The sequence below is a fragment of the Paenibacillus sp. GCM10027627 genome, from assembly GCF_042675505.1.
Classification (GTDB): Bacteria; Bacillota; Bacilli; order Paenibacillales; family Paenibacillaceae; genus Pristimantibacillus.
On record NZ_JBHTHB010000001.1, the window covers coordinates 1320246 to 1343727 of the forward strand.

At 48.9% G+C, this 23482-nt stretch carries 26 protein-coding genes; all 26 read right to left on the bottom strand.

Features of this window, described 5'->3' with window-relative positions:
* Positions 1–16 precede the first annotated feature (16 nt).
* The 26 genes from fliP to dprA all read right to left on the bottom strand — a co-directional run bounded on the left by fliP (position 17) and on the right by dprA (position 23418).
* The gene (fliP, locus tag ACFQZE_RS06115) at positions 17–775 is read right to left on the bottom strand and encodes a flagellar type III secretion system pore protein FliP (protein WP_379355534.1); all 759 of its coding nucleotides are present in this window, start codon (positions 773–775) and stop codon (positions 17–19) included.
* Positions 765–1412: a FliO/MopB family protein gene (locus tag ACFQZE_RS06120; RefSeq protein WP_379354705.1), complete on the bottom strand. Its 648-nt coding sequence runs from the start codon at positions 1410–1412 to the stop codon at positions 765–767. Before ACFQZE_RS06120 ends, fliP begins: the two co-directional genes overlap by 11 nt.
* Before the next feature lie 10 nt (positions 1413–1422).
* Positions 1423–1785 (bottom strand): response regulator, encoded by a 363-nt coding sequence (locus ACFQZE_RS06125; RefSeq protein ID WP_379354707.1) that lies wholly within the window; start codon positions 1783–1785, stop codon positions 1423–1425.
* 20 nt (positions 1786–1805) lie between these two features.
* Entirely contained in the window at positions 1806–3053 is a 1248-nt protein-coding gene (gene fliY, locus ACFQZE_RS06130) for a flagellar motor switch phosphatase FliY (RefSeq protein WP_379354709.1), read from the bottom strand.
* Positions 3043–4044: a flagellar motor switch protein FliM gene (gene fliM, locus ACFQZE_RS06135; RefSeq protein ID WP_379354711.1), complete on the bottom strand. Its 1002-nt coding sequence runs from the start codon at positions 4042–4044 to the stop codon at positions 3043–3045. The genes fliY and fliM overlap by 11 nt, the downstream gene beginning before the upstream one ends.
* 36 nt (positions 4045–4080) lie before the next feature.
* The gene (locus ACFQZE_RS06140; protein ID WP_379354713.1) at positions 4081–4545 is read right to left on the bottom strand and encodes a flagellar basal body-associated FliL family protein; all 465 of its coding nucleotides are present in this window, start codon (positions 4543–4545) and stop codon (positions 4081–4083) included.
* Positions 4542–4769, bottom strand: a complete 228-nt coding sequence (locus ACFQZE_RS06145) for a flagellar FlbD family protein (RefSeq protein WP_379354716.1) — start codon at positions 4767–4769, stop codon at positions 4542–4544. Before ACFQZE_RS06145 ends, ACFQZE_RS06140 begins: the two co-directional genes overlap by 4 nt.
* 57 nt (positions 4770–4826) lie before the next feature.
* Complete coding sequence (gene flgG / locus ACFQZE_RS06150; RefSeq protein ID WP_379354718.1) at positions 4827–5639, bottom strand: flagellar basal body rod protein FlgG; 813 nt, start codon at positions 5637–5639, stop codon at positions 4827–4829.
* Positions 5640–5729: 90 nt separating this feature from the next.
* Complete coding sequence (locus tag ACFQZE_RS06155) at positions 5730–6116, bottom strand: TIGR02530 family flagellar biosynthesis protein (protein ID WP_379354720.1); 387 nt, start codon at positions 6114–6116, stop codon at positions 5730–5732.
* Positions 6113–6613, bottom strand: coding sequence for a flagellar hook capping FlgD N-terminal domain-containing protein (locus ACFQZE_RS06160; protein WP_379354722.1), 501 nt, complete (start codon positions 6611–6613; stop codon positions 6113–6115). Before ACFQZE_RS06160 ends, ACFQZE_RS06155 begins: the two co-directional genes overlap by 4 nt.
* Positions 6614–6679: 66 nt before the next feature.
* A complete protein-coding gene (locus ACFQZE_RS06165; RefSeq protein WP_379354724.1) occupies positions 6680–8080 on the bottom strand; it encodes a flagellar hook-length control protein FliK in 1401 nt (466 codons plus the stop codon).
* Between the two features lie 43 nt (positions 8081–8123).
* Complete coding sequence (locus tag ACFQZE_RS06170) at positions 8124–9020, bottom strand: magnesium transporter MgtE N-terminal domain-containing protein (RefSeq protein WP_379355536.1); 897 nt, start codon at positions 9018–9020, stop codon at positions 8124–8126.
* 44 nt (positions 9021–9064) lie between these two features.
* A complete protein-coding gene (gene fliJ / locus ACFQZE_RS06175; RefSeq protein WP_379354726.1) occupies positions 9065–9511 on the bottom strand; it encodes a flagellar export protein FliJ in 447 nt (148 codons plus the stop codon).
* Between the two features lie 26 nt (positions 9512–9537).
* A complete protein-coding gene (gene fliI, locus ACFQZE_RS06180) occupies positions 9538–10866 on the bottom strand; it encodes a flagellar protein export ATPase FliI (protein ID WP_379354728.1) in 1329 nt (442 codons plus the stop codon).
* Positions 10853–11695, bottom strand: coding sequence for a FliH/SctL family protein (locus ACFQZE_RS06185; RefSeq protein WP_379354730.1), 843 nt, complete (start codon positions 11693–11695; stop codon positions 10853–10855). Before ACFQZE_RS06185 ends, fliI begins: the two co-directional genes overlap by 14 nt.
* A complete protein-coding gene (gene fliG, locus ACFQZE_RS06190) occupies positions 11688–12689 on the bottom strand; it encodes a flagellar motor switch protein FliG (protein ID WP_379355538.1) in 1002 nt (333 codons plus the stop codon). The genes ACFQZE_RS06185 and fliG overlap by 8 nt, the downstream gene beginning before the upstream one ends.
* 23 nt (positions 12690–12712) lie before the next feature.
* A complete protein-coding gene (fliF, locus tag ACFQZE_RS06195) occupies positions 12713–14284 on the bottom strand; it encodes a flagellar basal-body MS-ring/collar protein FliF (protein WP_379354732.1) in 1572 nt (523 codons plus the stop codon).
* Positions 14285–14326: 42 nt separating this feature from the next.
* Positions 14327–14620: a flagellar hook-basal body complex protein FliE gene (gene fliE / locus ACFQZE_RS06200; RefSeq protein WP_483874770.1), complete on the bottom strand. Its 294-nt coding sequence runs from the start codon at positions 14618–14620 to the stop codon at positions 14327–14329.
* A gap of 40 nt (positions 14621–14660) precedes the next feature.
* Entirely contained in the window at positions 14661–15119 is a 459-nt protein-coding gene (gene flgC, locus ACFQZE_RS06205) for a flagellar basal body rod protein FlgC (RefSeq protein ID WP_379354736.1), read from the bottom strand.
* 3 nt (positions 15120–15122) lie between these two features.
* Positions 15123–15536: a flagellar basal body rod protein FlgB gene (gene flgB / locus ACFQZE_RS06210; protein ID WP_379354738.1), complete on the bottom strand. Its 414-nt coding sequence runs from the start codon at positions 15534–15536 to the stop codon at positions 15123–15125.
* 219 nt (positions 15537–15755) lie between these two features.
* Entirely contained in the window at positions 15756–16526 is a 771-nt protein-coding gene (gene codY, locus ACFQZE_RS06215) for a GTP-sensing pleiotropic transcriptional regulator CodY (protein WP_379354740.1), read from the bottom strand.
* 40 nt (positions 16527–16566) lie between these two features.
* Positions 16567–17970: an ATP-dependent protease ATPase subunit HslU gene (hslU, locus tag ACFQZE_RS06220; RefSeq protein ID WP_379354742.1), complete on the bottom strand. Its 1404-nt coding sequence runs from the start codon at positions 17968–17970 to the stop codon at positions 16567–16569.
* Between the two features lie 23 nt (positions 17971–17993).
* Positions 17994–18539 (bottom strand): ATP-dependent protease subunit HslV, encoded by a 546-nt coding sequence (gene hslV, locus ACFQZE_RS06225; protein ID WP_379354744.1) that lies wholly within the window; start codon positions 18537–18539, stop codon positions 17994–17996.
* 71 nt (positions 18540–18610) lie between these two features.
* On the bottom strand, positions 18611–19942 hold the full coding sequence (gene trmFO / locus ACFQZE_RS06230) for an FADH(2)-oxidizing methylenetetrahydrofolate--tRNA-(uracil(54)-C(5))-methyltransferase TrmFO (RefSeq protein ID WP_379354746.1): 1332 nt from the start codon (positions 19940–19942) through the stop codon (positions 18611–18613).
* Between the two features lie 214 nt (positions 19943–20156).
* Positions 20157–22256 carry a type I DNA topoisomerase gene (gene topA, locus ACFQZE_RS06235; RefSeq protein WP_379354748.1) on the bottom strand — a complete coding sequence of 700 codons (2100 nt, stop codon included), beginning with the start codon at positions 22254–22256 and terminating at the stop codon, positions 20157–20159.
* Between the two features lie 28 nt (positions 22257–22284).
* Positions 22285–23418 (bottom strand): DNA-processing protein DprA, encoded by a 1134-nt coding sequence (dprA, locus tag ACFQZE_RS06240; protein ID WP_379354750.1) that lies wholly within the window; start codon positions 23416–23418, stop codon positions 22285–22287.
* Between the last annotated feature and the right edge of the window lie 64 nt (positions 23419–23482).

Below are 23482 nucleotides of genomic sequence, written 5' to 3' on the forward strand. Positions count from 1 at the left end.
TTCCCTCCTGCCTTCGTCATGTGCTGAAACTGAGAAGCAACGATCTAACAATTAAATACCAGCCATCCACAAGCACAAACAGCAACAGCTTGAACGGAAGCGAAATCATAATCGGCGGAAGCATCATCATCCCCATCGCCATTAAGGCGCTGGACACGATCATATCAATGACGAGAAACGGGATAAAGATCATAAAACCCATTTGAAATGCCGTCTTCAGCTCGCTTATCGCATAGGCGGGAATTAAAACCGTTAACGGTATTTCCTCAAACGATTCTGGCTTTTCCGTTTTGGTATAATCCATAAAAAGCAGCAAATCCTTCTCCCTTGTATGAGAGAACATAAACTTTTTCATAGGAACGGACGCTTTTTCAAAGGCGACGGTTTGCGAAATTTCCCCTTTTAAATAAGGTTGGAGCGCAACTTCGTTCACTTGTCCAAAGGTCGGCGCCATAATAAACAAGGTGAGAAACATGGCGAGCCCGATCAGCACTTGGTTCGGCGGCATCATCTGCGTGCCGAGCGAGGTGCGCACAAAACTGAGCACAATAACGATTCGAGTAAAGCTTGTCATTAATACCAATATAGCTGGCGCTATGCTTAGTACGGTTATAAGCAGCAGAAGCGAAAGCGCGCTGGTTCCGGGCTTATCCCCTTCGCCGCCTCCAATATTAATGGAAACGTCGGGAAGCGGCTCCGCATAAGCATACGATTGTGCTAACAAGGACAACAGCAAAATCGCAACGAAAGAAAGCAGCCACTTCTTATTTCTCATCATCCATCAACCGTTCATTCGTATTATGGTCTTTCAGCATGCTCTCCAATTGCTGCTTCCGGTTCGCTCCTTTTTCGAGCTTGCTCTCAAGCATTTGCTGGAAAGAAGAAGGCGAATTCCATTGCTCTTTGCCCGGCTCCTGCCGCTCTGTTTTCCGATTTTTCCACTTTTTCAAAAGCTCGGCAAAATCTTTTGGCGACCAGGCGTTCTCAGGTCCGCCCTCAAGTGCGGCGATGACGTCCTCCGCTTCTTCCGGACTGAGCTTATCGAGCAAAGTGATGTTTTGCCCAACGCCTACAATATAGAGGCGACCCGCTATTTCAACTACTTGCATGGAGCTGTTTTGCCCCAGTCCCACGCCTCCCAGCGAGCGCATCGAGCGATTGGCTCCCCAAATTTTGCTTCGTTTCGAAAGCCACTTGATGACAACTAAAATAAGGGCAATAACGATGGCAAGCGCCACCATGACCCACACCATGCTGCCGAGAAATTCGCCGGGGTCCGTGTTCGGGATCGAAATCGGCGCATCGCTGCCCGTGCCGTTCCCGCTGCCGCTTGAATCAGCAGCAGCAATGGCAGGCAAGGCGGCAAACCCGGTCGCGGTCAAGATCGCCAAACGTATTTGTTCACTCAACATAAAAATAGAACTATCCTAATGTCTTTTTGATCGCTTCAATAACGCGATCCGCTTGGAAAGGCTTAACGATAAAGTCTTTGGCGCCAGCTTGGATAGCGTCGATAACCATCGCCTGCTGACCCATAGCAGAACACATAATAACCTTTGCGTTTCCATCCAGCTTTTTAATTTCCTTCAAAGCGGAAATTCCGTCCATCTCCGGCATCGTAATATCCATCGTAATGAGATCGGGCTTCAATTCCTTGTACCTCTCAACCGCCTGAGCGCCGTCTTGTGCTTCCCCTACTACTTCATATCCGTTTTTGGATAAAATATCGCGAATCATCATACGCATAAAAGCAGCGTCGTCTACGATCAGAATGCGGTTTGCCATCTTCATTTCCTCCTAGGATGTTATTGTAATTTTTGAATGCGGTCCCATTGGCTTACGATATCTGTGACGCGAACGCCGAAGTTTTCGTCAATGACGACGACTTCGCCTTTGGCAATCAGCTTGTTGTTGACCAAAATGTCAACCGGCTCGCCTGCCAGCTTGTCCAGCTCAATAATCGAGCCTTGCGAAAGCTCCAAAATATCTTTGATTTGCTTCTGGGTCCTTCCTAATTCTACAGTTACCTTAAGCGGTATGTCGAGCAATAAATTCAAATTGGTACCGTCCGTTTGAGGATACGATCCCGGGCTGAAATTCGCGAATTGAACCGGCTGAACATTGACGTTCCGGTTGGCGCTTTGCGCATAACCCGGTGGCGCGTAGCCCATATTCCCGTCGTATGCCGCAGGATGTGCGCCATATCCCATTGGCGGTTGCTGCGGTGCCGTCTGCTGATATTCGGCGGGCGGCGGCGGTGCCATAGCTGCGGCCGTCTGCTGAGCGGCAGCCTGTTGCTCGACATGCGCGGTTGTTGGCGGCGGCGATGAAGCGTTAGTCGGTGTGCCGCCTAGCTCTTCCCCTCCGCCCATTAGCGTCGATACCATCTGCTTCGCAAAGGATACCGGAACGAGCTGCATAATCGTGGAATCAATCAGATCGCCAATAGTCAAATGGAACGAAATTTTAATAAATACATCGACCGGAGGCAAATGACCCATTCCATCTCCATTGTTAACGTCCAAAATATCAATGCCCGGCGGGGAAATGTTGACGAATCGGTTAAAGATGGTGGACATCGATGTTGCCGACGATCCCATCATTTGATTCATCGCTTCCTGTACGGCGCTAATATGTATTTCGTTAAGCTCTTGGTCGGTTACGTTCCCTTCTCCTCCAAGCATCAAATCTGCAATGATTTGAGCATCCTTCGTGCGGATAACAAGAGAGTTGATGCCTTCAAAGCCGTCTACATATTGAACGCTAACGGCCACATGCGGCTTAGGAAACACATCGCCAAGATCCTCACGCTTCACTAGCGTAACTTGAGGAGTCGTAATATCGACTTTTTTGCCCAGCAAAGTAGATAGGGCCGTCGCGGCGCTGCCGAACGTAATATTTCCAATTTCCCCAAGAGCGTCTTGCTCCAATGAGGACAAAAAATCGGAAAGCTGAACTTCATTTGCCGGCGATTGTACGTCATCAAGCTCATTGGAGGATTGACGGAGCAATGCGTCGATTTCCTCTTGTGACAAATAATCTTTACTCGTCATAGTCTTCTTCCGCTCCTTCGCTTACAATCTGGTCCACTTGCACAGCAATTTTGTCCCGTACGGACCCAGGGCTGCCAATGAACTTAAGCTTGTCTCCAACTTTTATTTTCAGTCCTTCATCAACCGGCTTGTTTAGAGTAAGAACATCGCCAACGTTTAAAGTTAAAAATTCGTTGATAGTAATAGATGATTCTCCCAACTCGGCGACAATAGGCAGTTTCGCTTTATTGACGCGCTGTTCCAGAATTTCAACCTCTCCGGGAATTCGTTCCTTTTTCTGAGAAACAAACCAATGATGGACGGACAGTCTTGGCATAATCGGTTCCAGCACGACATGCGGAATACAGAGGTTGATCATCCCGGTTGTGTCTCCGATTTTTGTGCTGAATGAAATTAACGCAATCGTCTCGTTAGGCGAAACAATTTGCATAAATTGCGGGTTCGTTTCTAGCGCTTCAAGTCTTGGAGAGATATCGATAACGGTTTTCCAAGCTTCCTGAAGGCTGTCGAACGTCCGGGCAAAAATACGTTCCATAACCGTCGTTTCAATTTCGGTAAGGGCGTTGATTTTGGATGGGGCTATCCCTTGACCTCCGAGCATGCGGTCCAGCATCGCGTATGCGACATTGGGATGAACCTCCAGCACCATGCGTCCTTCCAGCGGCTCCGCCTCAAAAATGTTCAAAATCGTCATTTTGGGAATCGAACGGATAAATTCGTCGTAAGGCAACTGCTCAACGTCTACGACGTTGATCTGAACAAACGTGCGAAGCTGCGCCGAGAAATAGGTTGTCAAATATCGCGCGAAGTTTTCGTGAATGCGTGTCAAGCTTCGAATATGATCCTTCGAGAAACGAACGGCTCGCTTGAAGTCGTACACACTTACTTTGCGCGAAACCTCTTCCTTCTTTAAATCTTCTGCATCCATTTCTCCGGAAGACAGCGCGGCGAGCAGGGCGTCAATTTCGTTCTGCGATAATACATCAACCAATTCTCTCACCTCCTTCGAGGAATATCGCAGGGCTACCTACATATCCGCGATAATGATGTTTGTAATTTCGACTTTTACAAGCTTGCCTTTCGGCAGGCTAGGATTAATCAAATTAAGCAGCTTCGTTTCCAAAGCATCCTCGCCGAGCGAGCCGCTTAAATCTTTTGCCGTCATATCAGCAAGCGTCCGGCTAATAATCGGTTTAATTTCGATTTCCAGCAGCTTGTCGAAATCTTCTTTCGTTTTTTTGGAATCGAGCTGGAATGCAAAGCTCGCAATGACGACCTTTTCCTCATCCATCAAGTTTCGGCGGAAATCTTTCAGCTCCGACGTGACCTCCACACGCTCAGTAGCAGACAACACTTCGATTTTAACCGGCTTTTTCTCCGCTTCCGCATCGGCATTATCTCCAAATAGCGATCGGAATAAAATGATGGCTACAATCGCAATTAGCGTTATGGCCAACAAAATCGTAATTAACCAAGGCAGCATCTTTTTCATGTCGAAGGACCCTCCGTCTGTTCACTCTTTTGGGCCGCCGCAACGAGGCCGATGGTTTGCAAATACTGCTGATTGAGCGAAATGAGCTCAGCTGATTTCTCTTTCACCACCAGCTTTTTCCCAGTCGTAAGCGTTATAACCGTATCAGCAGCCTCTTCTATTAGTTCAATGAGAAGTGCATTAATTACAACTTTTACTCCGTTTAAACGCGTTACGGTAATCATCAGCTACCCCCCTCTATTGTAGGGGAGGCTGGAAGCCTCCCGCTTATTCATGATCTACTAGCGCTTCAGATTGACAACCTCTTGCAAAATCTCATCGGAAGTCGTAATAATTCTCGAGTTTGCTTGGAAACCGCGTTGCGCTACGATCATTTCCGTAAATTCCGCCGTCAAATCAACGTTGGACATTTCAAGTTGTCCGGAAATGATAGCGCCGGTACCTACTTCGGGATCATTGGCAAGCACAAGCTCAAATTCCCCGTCCGGGTTGGCATTGACCGTCATCCGGTACAAGTTGCCGCCTAGCTTTTCAAGGCCGCTTGGATTAACGACTTTTGCAATGCCAAGCGATCCTACTTCCACCTGGCCATCGGCCGTTACGCCAAGAATCGAGCCGTTTTGGCTAATGCTGAACGCCGTTACTTCCTCGCCAAGCGTAATTGGCGCTCCGTCTTGACCGAGTACGAACAGTCCGTCGGCCGTTACGAGCTGCCTAGCCGCATCAAGCGTAAAGTTGCCCGCGCGCGTCAGCATCATTTCCGCTCCGTCGCCTGCCGATACAACAAAAAATCCGTCGCCGTCGATCCGAAGATCGGTCGCCTGGTTCGTCGTCATCGCGCTGCCCGCCGTATGGATCGTGTCGATCGAGCCGATCGACACGCCCAGGCCGATTTGTTTGGCGTTGACGCCGCCGCGCTCTCCTTCTTCCGGTGCCGTTACGCCGGATACGGTTTGGCTCAAAATGTCCTGGAACATAACGCGGCCCGCTTTAAAACCGACCGTATTGACGTTTGCAATGTTGTTGCCGATAACGTCAAGCTTGGTTTGAAACCCTCTCATACCGGAAACGCCGGAATACATGGATCTTAACATGGTTTCAATTCCTCCAATGAATGTGATTGTACGATAATTGCAGTTGCTTCAATCGGTCCGCAACCTTTGGGCTTCCTGCACGGTCCAGCCCTATGACAATATAATCGCGCTGTCAATTTGCGTAAATACGTTGCTCTGCATTTGCTTGCCGTCCATAGCCGTTACAACGGTTCGGCTCGGCACGTTGACGATCATCGCGATATCTTTAAAAACGATCAAAGAATCCTTTGCTCCTTTAGATGCCGCATCATCGACAGCCCTTGCTATTTTGGACCAAGATTCCGGCTGCAAGGAAATGCCCCTCTGCTCCATCCGCATTTCTGCATGATGGCTGAATTTTAAAACCTTGGAATCCAGCAAATCTTGAAATTCGGTCGATTGCGGCGATTTGCCGTTTAAGCCTTTGGCCGACTTGTCCAGCTGGAGCGGCGTCGTTTTGATCGGAAACAAATGTCCAATTTTCATTCTATCGCTCATTTAGCAGCCACCTCTTCCGAACCAGCACTAGAGTCGCCCTCTGTGGAGCTCTCTCCTTTTGGCTCGTTTTCCGAGATGGACGTCAAATAATCAAGCGCTACTTCTTTGTCTCCGATTTTCGCGTACAGCAAGCCGTCCTTTGACAAAATAGAGTCGACCTGTCCATGAAGCTGAGTCACTTGACCATTCTCGTCATATTCGCTCCACTCTGCCCACTTGCCGATCAAACTCGAAGCCGAACCGATGCTGTTGCGCATCAAAGCCATTTCGCCCGACATATTCATCAGCTGCTCAACGGAAGTAAACTGCGCCATCTGCGCAATAAACTCTTTGTCTTGCATAGGCTGCATCGGATCTTGGTTGCGAAGCTGAGTGACGAGGATTGAAAGAAACTGGTCTTTTCCCAAAACACTCGAAGGCTCTCGCTTTGCTGCTGCCTGCACATTGTTTTTGTCATAATTCGGCCATACGTTGCGGGTCGATACACCCTCTGCCATATTGTTCACCTCCGATCGTTAGCGTTTAAGCTCAAGAACAGACCTCCAATAACCGCAAGGTGATCATTATGCCGTTTCGTTAATCGCCCTGCCGTAGCCTAATCCTTGGATAGCCGCTTGTTCCACAAGCTCTGGTTCAAATGCCGCATCCTTTACAAGCTCTCCGTCTCTAAAACCTTGGCGGTTGCCGAAAGGCTGCTGGCCCTGATGCCCTTGGCCCTGGCCGGTAAATTGCTGGGACAGCCCGCTGCTCACCGGACTTTGCGTTACCTCAAGCTTCTCAATCGTCAAGCCTTGCGCTTGCAAAGCTGCTCTCAGCTGTGCCATCTGGTTTTCCAACATATCCTTTGCTGCTGCTGTATCCGCCTGAAAAACGGCAGTAAGCAATCCGTTTTGCATCGAGATGCGAACGTCTACTTGACCGAGTTGCTCAGGGAAAAGAATCAGCTTGGCTTCGGACAGCCCGTTTACCGTGCGAACGTCGAACTTTTGGACGATCAGTCCGTTCATCGTTTCCGCAAACTCATCGGCCAGTACAAAAGCCGTCGGAGCTTGCGACTTCGTCAGAAGCGGCGCAAATTCACGAATATTTTCCGGACTAACAAACGGAAGCTGGGCTGGTGCGGAACCCCCGGAAGGTTCGGCAGAAACGGTTGCCACAACGGCATCTTGCGTCGCAGATCCCTGCTCTTCAGCTACGGCGGCAACCGCTTGATAAAACGACGGGTGCACCGCTTGAGCGGTCAATCTTTGCAGCAGAGAAGACGCTTCCCTCGCTGGACTAGACTGAACATTTAGCCAAACGGGAACGTTTTGCTCATTTGCGGACGTTTTCGTTTCGGTTGAAACGTCTCCATCGCCGCTATTTAGAGCCGCCGCCAGCGCTTGCAGTTGTCCGGCGATAAGCTTCAGAGGCTCCTGTCCCTGTACTTGCTTCAAAGTGCCATACTGCATAAACGTTTGCAATTGCAACAATGAATCTTGAAGATTCGTGTTTGCTTGCGATACGGCAAGCTTCAAGGAGTCTCCCGCATTCTGAAGCTCCATGTTCGATTGCGTCGTTTGAGGAACCGGCACCGGAATGCCAAGCAAGCCAAGCAGCGCATTTAAACTATCCAGCATGTTTTGAAGCTGTTCCAACTGATCTTCGGTCGCCGGCTTTTCTTCCATATTTTCCATATGCAAGCTGTCTAGCAATCCGTCCAGCAAAGCGAGCAACTCCTCGGTCGCTGGCATAGCTCCCGCCGCAGTGTCGGTAGCAATCGCTTCAAGCTGAGCCATGATCGCAGTTACGGCTGTCGGCTGTCCTTGCTCTCCGCTAATCGCCGTACCTGTCGAAATTTGTTCCACCAGTACCTGCTGAAAGCCGGTTTCAGGCGAAGCTCCCGTTCCCGCTTTTGGCGACGCTGTGGATTGCAAGGCTGCCGTCCCTTGAGAAACCGTCATTCCCGGAATCATCATTTCCATCTTTTTCACCTCCTTTCCATAAAGGGGTTACAAATGAGGCTAGTTAGCTGCCTGACATCAGCTTTGCCATAATATTCGCTGCCGCTTTCTCGTCGATAGCCGACATTTCAGTCAAAATGGCCGACCGCGTTGCGTCATCCACCGAATTTAAAATACGGAGCACTTTGCTTGGGCTGATTTCCATCATTTTAATGAGCATTTCACCGGCGCTTTTTGGATCCATTGCCGTGAAAGTAGCTTTAAGCTGCTCTTGATCCAGCGTAGATGAAGGAGATTTGACCGTACCTTCCTCCGCTTTGTCCAGACGGGATTGAAGCGCAGCAATTTGCAAATCTTTGGCGCTTTGGTTGTCTTTCATTTTCATTGTTGCTTCCGCAGCTATTTTTGGATCCATCTTCTCCATAATGCGCACGCGGTCATCCGGCCTCATAGCCGAAAATAAAAGCACCATTTCTTCCGTCGTCATGTTTTGCACGATGGGAGCCGCTTTGCCTGGCGTCATTTTTGAAAACATACCGGCAAGCTCAGCGATTTTGGCTGTATACTCTTCATTTTCAAGTGCTTTTTCTTCCGTTTGTCCTTTTAGTTGTCCATTTTCCGTCTGCAAATCTTTGACGAGTGCCCCTTGCGTCTCTTTCACGCTGTTCGCTTCGGCGAGCTCGTTTTTTAAAGTGTCCACCTCGGCTTGCAGCTCGGTGATTTTATCCGTCATATTAATCGAACGGATTTGATTGTCATCCATGGAGCCGCCTTCCACTTTAGGTTCAGGCAGCACATTTTTGATCACTGGGATCGAGTTGCCAAATTCCAGCGCCCGATTTCGAAAGTCTGCATCAAACAAAGTAAGCAGCACACCGAGCAGCACAATGACAAACAAAATGGGAACCATCAAAAACATAAATCGTTCAAAGCCGCTATAGCTTTGCTTTTCGACATCCATATCCGCCAATTCCACTCACTCCTCTAGCCGGCGTTACACGATACTTATGGGGTTGGCATGATGAACCTTACTGTCGCCATTTCATCCAGCTCGTTTTGCTCCTTCAGCGCAAGCGCATGCCGGAAACGATCCAGCGCATGATCTTTGGCCTTCAACCATACTTTCTCGTCTTTCATTTTGTCGGCAAGTTTGGAGCGGCTTAGTTCAACCGCTTTTTGAGCCTTGGCGACATCTTTCATTTTGCTTTCTATTCGAATCTGGAGATATTCCACATATTGCCCTATCATTTGAAGCTCCGAAAGAGGAACCGCTTGAGCGGATGCCCCAAGGAGCTTCTCCTCCCACTCGCCCTTCGTCTCCAGCAATTGCTGAAGCGTCAGTTCTTCCGCCGCCAATTCACCGATTGCGCTTGACAGATGCCACTCTGCTTGCGTCTTTTGGCTAGTCTTCAAATCAACAACCTTCTGAAAGGAATAATGAAAGGACGCCACTTATGCTTCAACTCCTATTAAATTCATTAACCAATCCTATTAAATTCATTAACCAATCGCTCTTGCACATCGCCTAAAGTGACCTTCTCCGACGTCTTTTGCTTCATAAAAGAATGGATAGCTTCTATATATTGAAGCGCCAAATCAATTTCTTTATTGGAACCGCTTTGGTACGCCCCAATATTGATAAGGTCTTCCGAATCTTTATATATAGAAAGAAGACGTTTTAATGAGTTCGCTGCATCCTGCTGCTCCTCGGTTACGATTTCTTTCATCACCCGGCTTACGGAAGCAAGCACATCGATCGCAGGGAAATGGCCTTTGTGAGCCAAGTGCCGGCTAAGTACGATATGACCGTCCAAAATGCCGCGAACGGCGTCCGCGATTGGCTCGTTCATGTCGTCTCCGTCCACAAGCACAGTATAAAAAGCGGTTATAGATCCGGTCGGTCCAGTTCCGGCCCGCTCCAGCAGCTTTGGCAGCGCCGCGAACACGGATGGCGTATACCCTCTTGTTGCGGGAGGCTCGCCAATCGCCAGTCCTACTTCGCGGAGTGCCATTGCATAACGGGTGACGGAGTCCATCATCAGCATGACGTTAAGCCCGCGATCACGGAAAAATTCTGCGATCGTCGTTGCGATAAGAGCTCCCTTCATCCGGATCAACGCGGGTTGATCGGATGTAGCGACAATAACGACCGATCTGGCCAGCCCTTCGGGACCAAGATCCTTTTCAATAAATTCGAGTACTTCACGCCCCCGTTCGCCGATAAGTGCGATAACGTTAACGTCTGCCGAGGTGTTTCTGGCAATCATGCCGAGCAAAGTACTTTTACCGACGCCTGATCCTGCAAAAATGCCGACGCGCTGCCCTTGCCCTACCGTTAGCAAACCGTCAATTGCTCTAACGCCGATGCTTAGCGGTTCAGTCACCCTAGGCCGGTTAAGCGGATTGCTCGGTTCATTATGCGTTGAGTAGTGCTGCATGCGGCTTGGCAAAAATGATCCGTCGAGCGGGTTGCCCAAACCGTCCAGTACTTTGCCGAGCAGTTCAGAACCAACCTGTACCGTCAGCGGTTTTCCCGTCCCAACGACGTCGCAGCCGGGACTAATGCTGTGCAGATCGCCAAGCGGCATCAGAATGACTTTGTTGTTGCGAAAGCCAACAACCTCCGCCTTAAGCGGCTTTGCGCTTTTGGATGGATAAATGTAGCATAGATCGCCGATGCTGGCATCCGGTCCTTCGGATTCTACCGTCAAGCCGATCACTTGCGTCACCTTGCCGTTGACCCGGACCGGATCGAGCGGCCTGAGATGCTCCAAATATTTGAGAACATCGGGCTTAGTTGCGCTCATGGTCATGGCCTCTTTCATCGCTGCTCTGATGGGCAAGCTGGATAAGCTCGCGCTTGATTTCCGACAATTGCGTATCGATGCGGGCATCGATGCTGCCGTACACGGAGCGGATGACGCAGCCGCTGTCCTTCACGCTGGAATCCGGCAAAATTTGCAATTCAGCTTGAGAATCAATTGCGGTATGAAGCTCCTCTCTCGCTGCTTGTACGAAAGCAAGCTGAGACGGCGCTACGCATAATGTGATGACGCCTTGCTCTCTTCTGCGGGAGAGCGACTTCCGAATCAAATCTACAGCAATATCAGGTGCAAGCGTCAGCTGCCGGCCAATAATTTTTTCTGCGATGGCGCAGCTTAGCTCTACTAAAAAGGGCTCGGCCTCCTGAATGATTTGCTCTCTCGTTGAATAGGCGTGTTTAAGCACTTCGGCCGCTTCCGCGAGTCTCGTCTCCCAATCGGACATAAGCTGAACTTGTGCTGCTTCTGCTGCTTCCGCAAATCCGTGTTCATAACCGGACTGCCTGGCGGCTTCCGCGGCGACTTCGTCCTCGGAGCGCTTCTCCAGCCACCATACGTCAATCTGGCTTTGAGCGTCGTTTAACATTTTTTCGCATTCTTCGGCCGTTTCGCGCAATCTATGATCGGCGAAAGCTTGAGCGTCTTCCAATATTTGATCCCGCAGCGAAATGGTCTCTTCGTCAGGCCCGGCATACTCCTCATTTACTGTTTCATCCATGTCTAAACCGGTTAATTCAGAATAAGGGTTATGCCATTTCAATTGTTTAAGTTGATCTAGCGGAACAACGCTTGAAGATTTAATCAAATTAGACAATGATATCATCTCCTCCGCCGCGCGCGATAATGATTTCGCCCGACTCTTCTAACCTGCGAATCGTAGCCACGATTCTGGTTTGGGCTTCTTCAACGTCACGCAGCCGCACAGGACCCATGAATTCCATTTCTTCTTTGAATGTCTCCGCCATCCGTTTGGACATATTGCGGAAAATCGCTTCGCGAACTTCTTCGCTTGCCACTTTGAGCGCAAGCTGGAGATCCGCGTTTTCGATATCGCGTATAATGCGCTGAATGGAGCGATTGTCGATATTGACGATATCTTCGAATACAAACATCCGTTTTTTGATTTCTTCCGCAAGCTCCGGATCCTGAATTTCGAGAGCGTCCAATATGGTTCTCTCTGTACCGCGGTCGACGCCGTTCAAAATTTGAACGATAGAATCGATACCGCCGGCATTTGTGTAATCCTGTGTGACGGTTGCCGACAGCTTCTGCTCCAACACTCGTTCAACTTGAGAGATGACTTCCGGCGAAGTGCTATCCATTAGTGCAATTCTTCTAGCGACATCCGCCTGCTTGTCCTGCGGAAGGGATGATAATATTTGCGATGATTGCTCCGACTGCAAATAGGAAAGCACAAGCGCAATCGTTTGAGAGTTCTCGTTTTGGATAAAGTTTAAAATTTGCGCCGGCTCCGCTTTTCTCGCAAAGTCGAACGGTCGTACTTGCAAAGTAGCGGTTAACCGGTGAAGCACTTCCTGAGCTTTGGATTCACCAAGCGCCTTTTCCAAAATTTCTTTGGCATAGGAAATGCCTCCTTGAGAGATATACTCCTGGGCTAGGCAAATTTGGTGGAACTCGCCTAAAATGACCTCTCGGTCTTGGCTGTCAACCTTGCGGACGTTCGCGATCTCAAGCGTCAACTGCTCGATTTCTTCCTCACGCAAATGTTTGAAAATTTGTGCCGATACTTCAGGACCTAATGTAATGAGCAAAATTGCCGCCTTTTGGCGTCCCGATAAACCTTGCATCGCTTTAGACAATTAGAACACCTCTATTCATCCACAAGCCAGGTGCGGAGAAGATTGACAAATTCGTCAGGCTTGCGTTTGGCCAGTGTTTCAAGATTTTTACGGGCTTGACTTTCGTTGTTGGCGCTATCCAGATCAAGCGTAGGATATTCTACCTTAGAAGGCGACGCCATTTCCATCTCTTGGATAGGAGGCTGCTTTCTTCTACGCATAAGCATAAAGACAAGTCCGCCGATAAGCGCCAGCGCTGCTACGCCGATACCAATTGCCCATGGCATTGAGATGCCGCTTGCACCGGAAGCCGAAGGGCTTTCCGCAAAATTTCGGGCGATAAGTGAAACTTTTTTGTTAATCAGTTCGTCATCATTTACATTCTGACCCGAATCTGCAAGCTGCGCTCTGACTAAAGTGGTCAAATAGCCCATAACAGAAGCTCTGCTCGCTTCATCATTCAATTGCTCGGCTTCGATGCCGATACTAATAGATAGATCCTTTAAAACAAAAGGCCCGGATTCGATGTTATTGTTAATTCGGTCGAATTCATAATTCCGAATCGCGGAATTGGATTCCGAATTGCTATTTCCTTGTCCAGAAGCCTCATAACCTGGAATGTCCGTTTCGCCTGTTCCTGCAACTCCGCCTGGAGCTGCCGACGAACCTGTGGAACTAGTGCTGTTAGTTTCTTCACTAATAAGAATTCCATTGTTGTTATTGTTTTCTAAAGGTCGAACCAAATTTTCTTGCGTCAGCTTTTTGTCAAAGTTCATGCTGCTCGATACGCTGACGACCAAGTTGTCGCTGCCGACAATAGGCCCCAAAAACTGCTGTATGTTTTTCTTAAGTTCCGATTCGTATTTGTTCTGGATTTGGAATTGCAGTTCTACCACATCGGCATTGCCTGTTCCGATTCCGCCGGCTTCAGAGGAAACAAGTTCTCCTTGCGGGCTCGAAATCGTAATGTCTTTAATGTCCAGATCCGAAACCGTCGCTTGAACTAGATTGTAGTATCCGTCAATGGCCTTTTGCGTCGGACGATAACCTGGTTTGAATTTCATCACGATCGCAGCCGATGCTTTTGTCGCATCTTCCGGCGTCAGAAAAACGCTTTCCTCCGGAGAATTGATCAATACTTTAGAGCTCTCAACGCCTTGCAGCCCGTTAAGAAGCTTTTGCACTTCTCCGTTCACAGCGTTTTGATAGATGACATTAAATTCATTTTCGGTTGTGCCTAATTTTGAAGAACTCGAGTTAAATACTTCAAATCCGATTGATCCGTTTTGCACTAGGCCTTGAGAGCCGGCTTCTACTTTCACTTTCGCAGCGACCGCGCTCGGAACACTGATGCTCGTACCATTTCCGCCGAGTTCATATGGAATACCGCTTGCTTCTAAATAATTCATGACTGCGGCTGTATCAGTGGCATCCAAATTTTGAAAGGCTAGTTCATATTCCGTCCTAGTGAACACAATTGTTAACAGAATAACTGTCAACAACAATCCGCTAATAGATGCCCCCAACCATATTTTTTGTTTTTTGCCCATTTGCCCCCAGAACGCCGTTAACCGTTCGCGGTATTGAGCGAATTTCTCGTTCACATTGTCACCTCACCCAAATGCTTTGCTAGGAAAAAAGTTCGATTAGATTTGCATCCGCATTATTTCTTGATATGCTTCAACCACTTTGTTGCGGACCTGTGAGGTAAACTGCAAACTTAGCTGCGCCTGTTCCGCAGCCAAAAGCACTTGAGTCACATCCACTTTTCCGACCAAAAATTGGTCGTTCATCTTGTGAACGTTTTTTTCTTGGGCGCTAACGCCATCCAAAGCCGTTTGCAAGTATTGGCCAAAAGACTGTGTAAGCTCAGCCGGAGTCGATTGCTCAATCGGCTTAGTAAGGTTCAATTTTGCGGGGGCCACTTGGCCCAATGACATCGATTGAATCACGATCTTCCCTCCGATTTCTGTTTAAGTATTAGGCCCTTCCGATTTCAAGCGCCTTGACAAACATGGCCTTTGTGGCATTTATTGCCGTTACGTTGGATTCATAAGCGCGAGACGCGGAAATCATATCGACCATCTCTTTCGCGATGTCCACATTTGGCATATGTACATAACCGTTTTCGTCAGCGTCTGGGTGAGTCGGATTGTAAACAAGCTTGCTTGGCGTATGGTCCTCTTGAATTTTAGCAACCTTTACGCCTTGCGCCGTTTTGGCTCCGCCGTTCATTTGATTCGACAGCATGCTGGCAAAGGATTGGCCGCCCATCGGCTCAAGCACAACTAGCTTTCGCTTATAAGGCTCGAACTTGCCGTTCACATAGCTCCCGCGAGTCGTTTCGGCGTTGGCGATATTGGATGAGATGACATCCATTCGCATCCGTTGCGCCGACAAAGCGGAGGCACTTATATCGAATCCTGTCGACAGTTTCATTGATTAGCCCCTCCCCTCGATCGCAGTCCGCATCATTTTAAAATCATGGTTAATTTGTTGGATGTAAAAGTTGTAACTTAATTGATTTTTCGCAAGAAGAGACATTTCTCGATCAATGTCGACATTGTTCTTGTTGTTGTTCATCGATGTAGAAGCGTCTGTTGTGACCTCAGCCGTAGGAATCTCTGCGTTGCCAGTCCCGATTGCGATATGCCTTGCGTCGCTTCGTCTTCCCGACAGCTTCTGCTCGCCCGCTCCCATCGATTGTTCCAGCAATTGTTCGAAAAGAACTTCCGATCTCTTGAAATGCGGCGTTTCAGCGTTAGCAATATTGTTGGAGATGACGCGCTGCCTCATTTCCGAAGCATAAAGTGCGCCTTCCATCCGTTTAAATGCTGCGCCATTCAACAAAGTCATGTAAGTTCACCACTTTCACATATGAAAATCTTAACTAACGTATTCAACAGATTCTCTCTCATTCCTTCTTTGTTCGACATAAAATTATTAAAAAAATGAGATTAACATGTCGATTTATGCCAACACGAATATCTTCATCAATTCCCTAAATTATTACAATAAGAAAATAGCCCTATCTTTAAATAAAGACAGGGCTTACTTGGTCTAATAGACCTAGTGCTATGATTTGATTTTTTTTAGCTCTTGCAGCAGCTGGTGGTTCAAAATTCGGATGTATGTGCCTTTCATACCAAGCGACCTTGTCTCAATGACGCCGGCGCTTTCCAGCTTGCGGAGGGCATTGACGATAACGGAACGGGTAATTCCGACCCGATCGGCAATTTTGGAAGCGACTAACAGCCCTTCCTTTCCGTCTAGCTCCTCAAAAATATGTTCTACCGCTTCAAGTTCACTGAACGATAAGGAACCAACCGCTACAGCCACAACAGCGCGGCTGCGAACTTCTTGTTCAATTTCGTCTGCGCGCTCGCGCAATATTTCCATCCCGACAATAGTAGAGCCGTATTCCGCCAGCACCAAATCGTCATCGTTAAACGAGCCCGACGGCCGGGTAAGCACAAGCGTTCCCAAGCGATCGCCCCCGCCGATAATCGGCACAACCGTCATAATTTCTTGATCCCCTAGCCTGGCGATCGATTGGAACATTTCCTTCTCCGGCGCTACATTGGTCATCGTTTCGCCCGTTTCAAGAAAAGCCGCGTTCACATCCGAGGAGAATCTAAGCTCGTCCCCCGAAAGCGTGCGAATAAAATCATGATCGTACACGTCTACAGCGGCACAACCCAAAATTTTTCCTTTGCGGCTTACGACAAACACGTTGCTTTGCACTGTGGAACAAAGGACTTCTGCCATTTCTCTAAAGCTGAGCGCCTTTCCGGCCGCTCGTTGAAGCAGCCGGTTAAGCGTTCTTGTTTTGTTCAATAAACTCATTTCTAATTGCCTCCCAAAACTGTAACCACTACGGTAACGACTACAATATATATTGACTTAAATCTCGGTCCTTTGCAATGCCGCCCAGCTTTTCCCTTACATACTCCGGTGTAATGGTCAAAGTTTCAAGCGAAAGTTCCGGCGCTTCGAACGAAAGATCCTCCAGCAGCTTCTCCAAAATGGTATGAAGCCTTCTTGCCCCTATGTTTTCCATGTTGCGGTTGACATCCGCCGCTATAGAAGCAAGCTCTCGAATCGCTTCCGGAGAAAACTGGACTTCAATTCCTTCCGTTTGGAGCAAAGCGGTGTATTGCTTAGTTAGTGCATTTTTTGGCTCCGTCAAAATGTTGATAAAATCATCCAAGCTTAGGCTGGTCAATTCCACGCGAATCGGAAAGCGTCCTTGCAGCTCCGGAATCAAATCCGACGGCTTTGCAATATGGAAGGCTCCTGCGGCAATAAACAGCACATAGTCCGTTTTGACCGGTCCGTATTTCGTCATGACAGTAGAGCCTTCAACTATTGGCAAAATGTCGCGCTGCACGCCTTCTCTGGAAACGTCCGGCCCGGAACCGCGCGAAGGGCTGGCAATTTTATCGATTTCGTCGATAAAGATAATGCCGCTCTGCTCAGCCCGCTTGATGGACTCCGAAATGACATCGTCCATATCAATCAGTTTGTTCGCCTCTTCCAGGATGAGTGCCTTGCGCGCTTCCTTAACAGGTAGCTTGCGCTTCTTCGACCGTTTCGGCATAAGCGAGCCCAGCATCTCCCCCATGTTCATGCCCATGCTATCTGGCCCTTGCCCGCCGGATAACATATCGAGCATATTCGGGGTGTGATCCTCTACTTCGATTTCGATCGTTTCGTTTTCCAGCTTGCCTGCCGCAAGCTGCTCGCGAATTTGAGACCGTTTCAGATCAAGGCCTTGATCCTTTTCCTTATCCGCTTCCTCTTCCTTATCGTCCTGATTGCCGCCAAACAGCATCTCAAACGGATTTTTGGAAGACTTCGCTTTGGCGGGGGATGGAGCGAGCAATGCGACGATTCGTTCATTCGCCTGTTGTTCCGCTTTGTCCTTAACGCCTTCCGTTCTTTCTTCCTTCACCATTCGGATGGACGTCTCCACCAAATCACGGACCATGGATTCCACATCTCGTCCAACGTATCCCACTTCTGTAAATTTGGTTGCCTCCAGCTTCACAAACGGAGCGCGAACAAGCTTAGCTAGCCTTCTTGCAATTTCTGTTTTGCCGACACCGGTAGGGCCGATCATCAAAATATTTTTCGGCACAACCTCATCTCTAAGCGCCTCGTCAAGCTTGCTTCTCCGATAACGGTTGCGAAGAGCGACCGCTACCGAACGCTTAGCGTCCTTTTGGCCTACGATATACTTATCCAGCTCCGCGACGATTTGGCGCGGCGTCAGTGCGTCATGTCCCATTTTTTCATCGCCTCCGCTTTCATCTATACGACTTCTTCTACGATAATATTATGATTCGTAAACACACAAATTTCAGCTGCGATTTCCAAAGCCGACTTCGCCATTTCTTTTGCTTCCAGCCCTGGCGCGTGACGCTTAAGCGCTCTTGCCGCCGACAGCGCAAAGCTGCCGCCCGAACCGATAGCCAGCACGCCGTCGTCCGGCTCAATAATTTCACCGTTGCCGGAAATAAGCAGCAGGCCTGATTTGTCCATGACGAGCATCATCGCTTCCAGTTTGCGAAGCACACGATCGGAGCGCCAGTCTTTAGCCAATTCAACCGCAGCTCTTTGCAAGTTTCCATGATGCTCTTCAAGCTTGGCTTCAAACTTTTCAAAAAGCGTAATAGCGTCGGCTACCGACCCGGCAAAACCCGCTACTACTTGACCGCGATACAGCCTTCTTACTTTTTTCGCTTGTTGCTTCATGACCATGCTGTTGCCGAACGTCACTTGACCGTCGCCGGCAATCGCTCCTTTGCCCTCATGGCGTACCGCACATATCGTTGTGGCATGAAACTGCATTTCCATTACTTAGCCTCCCTTTACTAAAATGGAGCAAACCTTGCGCGAGTAATCTATATTCGCATTATTCCTCTAGTCTACTGTACGGCGGCAGACGATAAATGTTCCTGTTTAAATGTTTCAATGGCATCCAAAGCCCGGTTTGCGATCGCTTCATTTTTTTCTTTTTTGTTCCGGATTCGATTTTCGAGCGGCGGGAACAATCCAAAGTTGGCATTCATTGGTTGAAAATGTTTGAAATCGGCTGTCGTAATATATTGGGCCATACTACCTAAAGCCGTTTGCTCCGGCAGTACAAGCGGCTCTTCCCCTTTAGCCAGCCTTGCAGCGTTGATACCCGCAATTAGACCGGAAGCGGCAGACTCCACATACCCTTCTACCCCCGTCATTTGGCCTGCAAAAAATAACTGTTCACGAGCAACCGTTTGATAAGTCGGCTTCAGCAGTTTAGGAGAATTAATAAACGTATTGCGATGCATAACGCCGAACCGAACGAATTCCGCATTTTCAAGCCCCGGAATCATCGAAAACACTCTTTTTTGCTCTCCCCACTTCAAATGGGTTTGGAAACCAACCATATTGTACAACGTGCCGGCCGCATTGTCCTGGCGCAATTGAATGACGGCATGCGGCAGCTTGCCCGTATGCGGATTGACGAGTCCTACCGGCTTCATCGGACCGAACAGCGCCGTTTGCTTGCCCCGGCTCATCATCACTTCAATCGGCATACAGCCTTCAAAATAAATCTCTTTTTCAAATTCTTTCAGTTCAGCCTTTTCCGCGGAAATAAGCGCCTCATAAAAAGCGTCAAACTCCTCTTCCGTCATCGGGCAATTCAAATAAGCGGCCTCTCCCTTGTCATAACGGGATGCCAAATAAACTTTGCTCATGTCGATGGAGTCTTTTTCAATAATCGGCGCCGCCGCATCGTAGAAATAAAAGTATTCTTGGCCCAGCAGCTCTTGGATTTCCTTGGAAAGGGCAGGAGCCGTAAGCGGGCCCGTAGCGATAACCACGATCCCATCCCTCGGGATTTCGGTCACTTCTTCGTTCCGCACCTCGATCAGTGGGTGTTCATGCAATCTGCGCGTCACTTCACCGGAGAAACCGTCGCGGTCTACCGCAAGCGCTCCTCCCGCAGGCACCGCATGCTGGTCGGCGCTGCTCAAAATAATAGAGTCCAGCCTGCGCATCTCTTCCTTAAGAACTCCGACCGCATTTGCCAGTCCGTTGGCGCGCAAGCTGTTGCTGCATACTAGCTCTGCAAACTGGTTCGTATGATGGGCAGGCGTTTGCTTCACTGGACGCATTTCATATAAAGTAACGGGCACGCCTTGCGATGCGATTTGCCATGCGGCTTCGCTTCCTGCAAGACCCGCTCCGATAACGGTAACTTTTTGATATGACAAGTCATTCAGCCCTTTCGTAATGGTTCGTTAGCAATCTCTTCGCAGAGTTTGCCGTCTAGTTGTCGCTTTAAATCTTTGAAGTGAAACAGATTTCTAACCCGAAACGCATTGCCGCAACCGTCTCTATAACAACATCATCCTCCCTATGAAGGGAGGACGTGTAGGCAGCGGGTGCGATATGCAGGCTCAGGCTATTTTGTGAACCGTTCCGGTTTTATTCCTGATCCTCTGTTTCCTCTTCCAAAACTTCCTCTGAATAATCGCAGGACGGACATTGCAGCTTAGCCCCGGTTCTGCTTCGTTTCTCGACAAGCATCGTCTCGCAGCTAGGGCATGGCTTGTTCGTCGGTTTATCCCAAGATACGTAATCGCAGCCGGGGTATTGATCGCAACCGTAAAAAATACGGCCCTTTTTGCTGCGGCGCTCGATAATTTTGCCTTCTCGGCATTTCGGACAAGTAACTCCGATATCTTTCACAATCGGCTTTGTATTGCGGCATTCCGGGAAGCCCGAACAAGCCAGAAACTTGCCGAATCGTCCCATCTTGTAAACGAGATGCCGGCCGCATTTTTCACACAGTTCGTCGGACACTTCGTCTTGAATTTCGATTTCTTTCATTTCGTCCTCGGCGAATTCAAGCCGCTTCTCGAACGATTCGTAAAAATTGGCCAGCACTTTGACCCAATCTTCCGTGCCCTCTTCGACGTGGTCGAGGTTGCCTTCCATATTCGCCGTAAATTCGGCGTCCAATATTTCCGGGAAAAATTCCTCCATCAGCTGGATGACCAATTCGCCAAGCTCCGTCGGAATAAACTTTTTCTCTTCAATGGCTACGTAACCACGCTTCTGAATCGTCTCCAGCGTCGGCGCGTACGTGCTTGGGCGTCCTATGCCAAGCTCCTCCAGCGTTCGTACAAGCCGCGCTTCCGTATAACGGGGTGGCGGCTGAGTGAAATGCTGCTTCGGCTCAATTGCTTCCGTCTCCACAGCGTCTCCAACGACAAGCGGCGGCAAAAACTTATGCTCTTCCACCGTACCGTCGTCGTTGCCCTCCACATAAACTTTCATAAAGCCGGCAAACTTCACTTTGGAGCCGTTGGCTCTAAATACGGCCTCTCCCGCTTCCATATCGACCGTCATCGTATCCAAAACGGCGGACGACATTTGGCTGGACACGAACCGTTCCCAAACTAGCTTATAAAGGCGAAATTGATCTCTGGACAAAAACGGTTTCATAGATTCCGGATCACGGTAGATGGAAGTTGGCCGGATTGCCTCGTGAGCGTCTTGGGCGTTGCTGTTTTTCTTCGTATACACTCTAGGCTGCTCCGGCGAATAATCCGCTCCGTATTTTTCGGAAATGTACGTTTTGGCTTCCTCTTGAGCTACAGGAGAAATGCGAGTGGAGTCCGTTCTCATGTATGTGATGAGACCGACGGTTCCCTCTTTTCCAAGCTCGACCCCTTCATACAACTGCTGGGCTACAGACATCGTCTTGGATGCGCGGTAGCCGATTTTTCTGGCTGCTTCCTGCTGCAGCGAGCTCGTAATAAACGGGGGGGCCGGATTGCGCAGCCTTTCCTTTTCTTTCACTTCGATGACACGGAAAGAATGGCTGCCCATAGCCTGAAGCACTTCTTGAACGTCGGCTTCTTTGCCAAGCTCCCTTTTTTGGCCTTGGATGGAGTGATATTTGGCTTCCAAAGCAACGCCGTTATACATCAGCTTTGCAGTAATGGACCAATACTCTTCCGGCTCGAAAGCGTCGATTTCATTGTCACGGTCGATAATCAGCTTTACGGCAACCGACTGAACACGGCCTGCGGACAATCCTTTTTTTACTTTCTTCCATAATAATGGACTGATTTTGTAGCCCACTAGCCTATCCAAAATACGACGGGCCTGTTGAGCGTTGACCAAATCCATATTTATTTTTCTCGGACTCTTAAACGCATCTTTGACCGCTTGTTTCGTAATTTCATTAAATACAACCCTGCATGTGTCCTTTTCATTCAGCTCCAAGTAATGCGCCAAATGCCATGCGATAGCTTCCCCTTCGCGATCCGGGTCAGCCGCCAGATAGACGTTTTTCACTTTTTTGCTGGCATCCTTCAGTTCTTTGAGGACGCTGCCTTTTCCGCGAATCGTAATGTATTTGGGATTAAAATCATTTTCAACCTCTACGCCAATCTGGCTTTTAGGCAAATCTCGAATGTGGCCCATAGACGCTTTTACAATATATTTGCTGCCTAAGTATTTTCCGATCGTTTTAGCTTTGGCCGGTGATTCGACTATGACTAAAGAATCTGCCATACGAGGTGCCTCCTCTCTTTGCGACAAGTTACAATGCTATATATATGGAACCGGGCTGAAGCTCGATTTTCCGTTTTATACATAAATTTAGCAGAAGTGAATTCAAAAGTCCAAACGGAATCGAAGCAAGCTCGTGCAATTCATCAATCGACAATGGACGGTCACGGAGCAAATCGATCACTTTGCGCTCCTCCGAGCTAAGCCGGAGCTCCTCGATTTTCCCGCTGTCAAAGCCGAGTTGAAGCGTTAAGACGGTGTCTGCAATGGCTTCCCGCAGCCACGGAAGCTCATGAAAAATTTGTCCAACATCGCTGAGCAATATGGCCTTGCCCTCTCGAATCAAATCGTTTGGTCCTTCGCTTTTGGCAGATGATATCGGCCCCGGAACGGCAAACAACTCACGATCCATTTCCGCCGCATGTTTTGCGGTGATGAGCGATCCGCTCTTCTTCGCCCCTTCCACAACAATCGTCGCCCTGGACAAAGCAGCAATAATACGGTTGCGTTGATGAAATTGTCCTCGATGAAGAGGGGTGCCAATTGGAGTCTCCGATACAAGAAGGCCTTCTTCCGCAATTTTTTGGAACAGCGACCGGTTTTCGGGAGGATAGCAAGTGTTAATCGGGGTGGGTAAAACCGCTATCGTGCTTCCTAAGCCCTCCAGAGCCGCCTCATGAGCTTTGGAGTCTACGCCGCGGGCCAATCCGCTGACGACAGAAATACCCGCCTTAGAGAGCTCCTGAGCCATGGAATAAGCGGTATGCCTGCCATAAGCGGTCGGGGCTCTTGTTCCAACCATGGCTACGGCGGGACGTTCCAGCAGTTCCATTCGGCCCCTTGCATATAAAACCCAAGGCGGCTGCGCAATTTCGCGCAAAACAGCAGGATAAGATGAATCAAATGGCGTTAATGCACAAGCTCCTATATTCTGCACAGCTTGCGACGATTCCTCCGTCAGCATCCACGGCCGCCGTTTATAAAGAGCGACAGCAGCTTCAGCTTGGTTTCGTCTAAATCCTATCGCAGTTAAATCATCCACCGTCCAATGACTCTTCCTCCACAACCTGTGGCGGACGGCCTTATCGATGGCGTGCCAGCCAATGCCTGGCAATTCATAAAAAGCGATAACCATTCTCCTGCACAACATCTGTTCCTGGTCCATCAATACCAACCCTCTCTTCGTAGGGTCAGCTCGCATCCCTATCTATTTTGCGTTACAGAGCGGC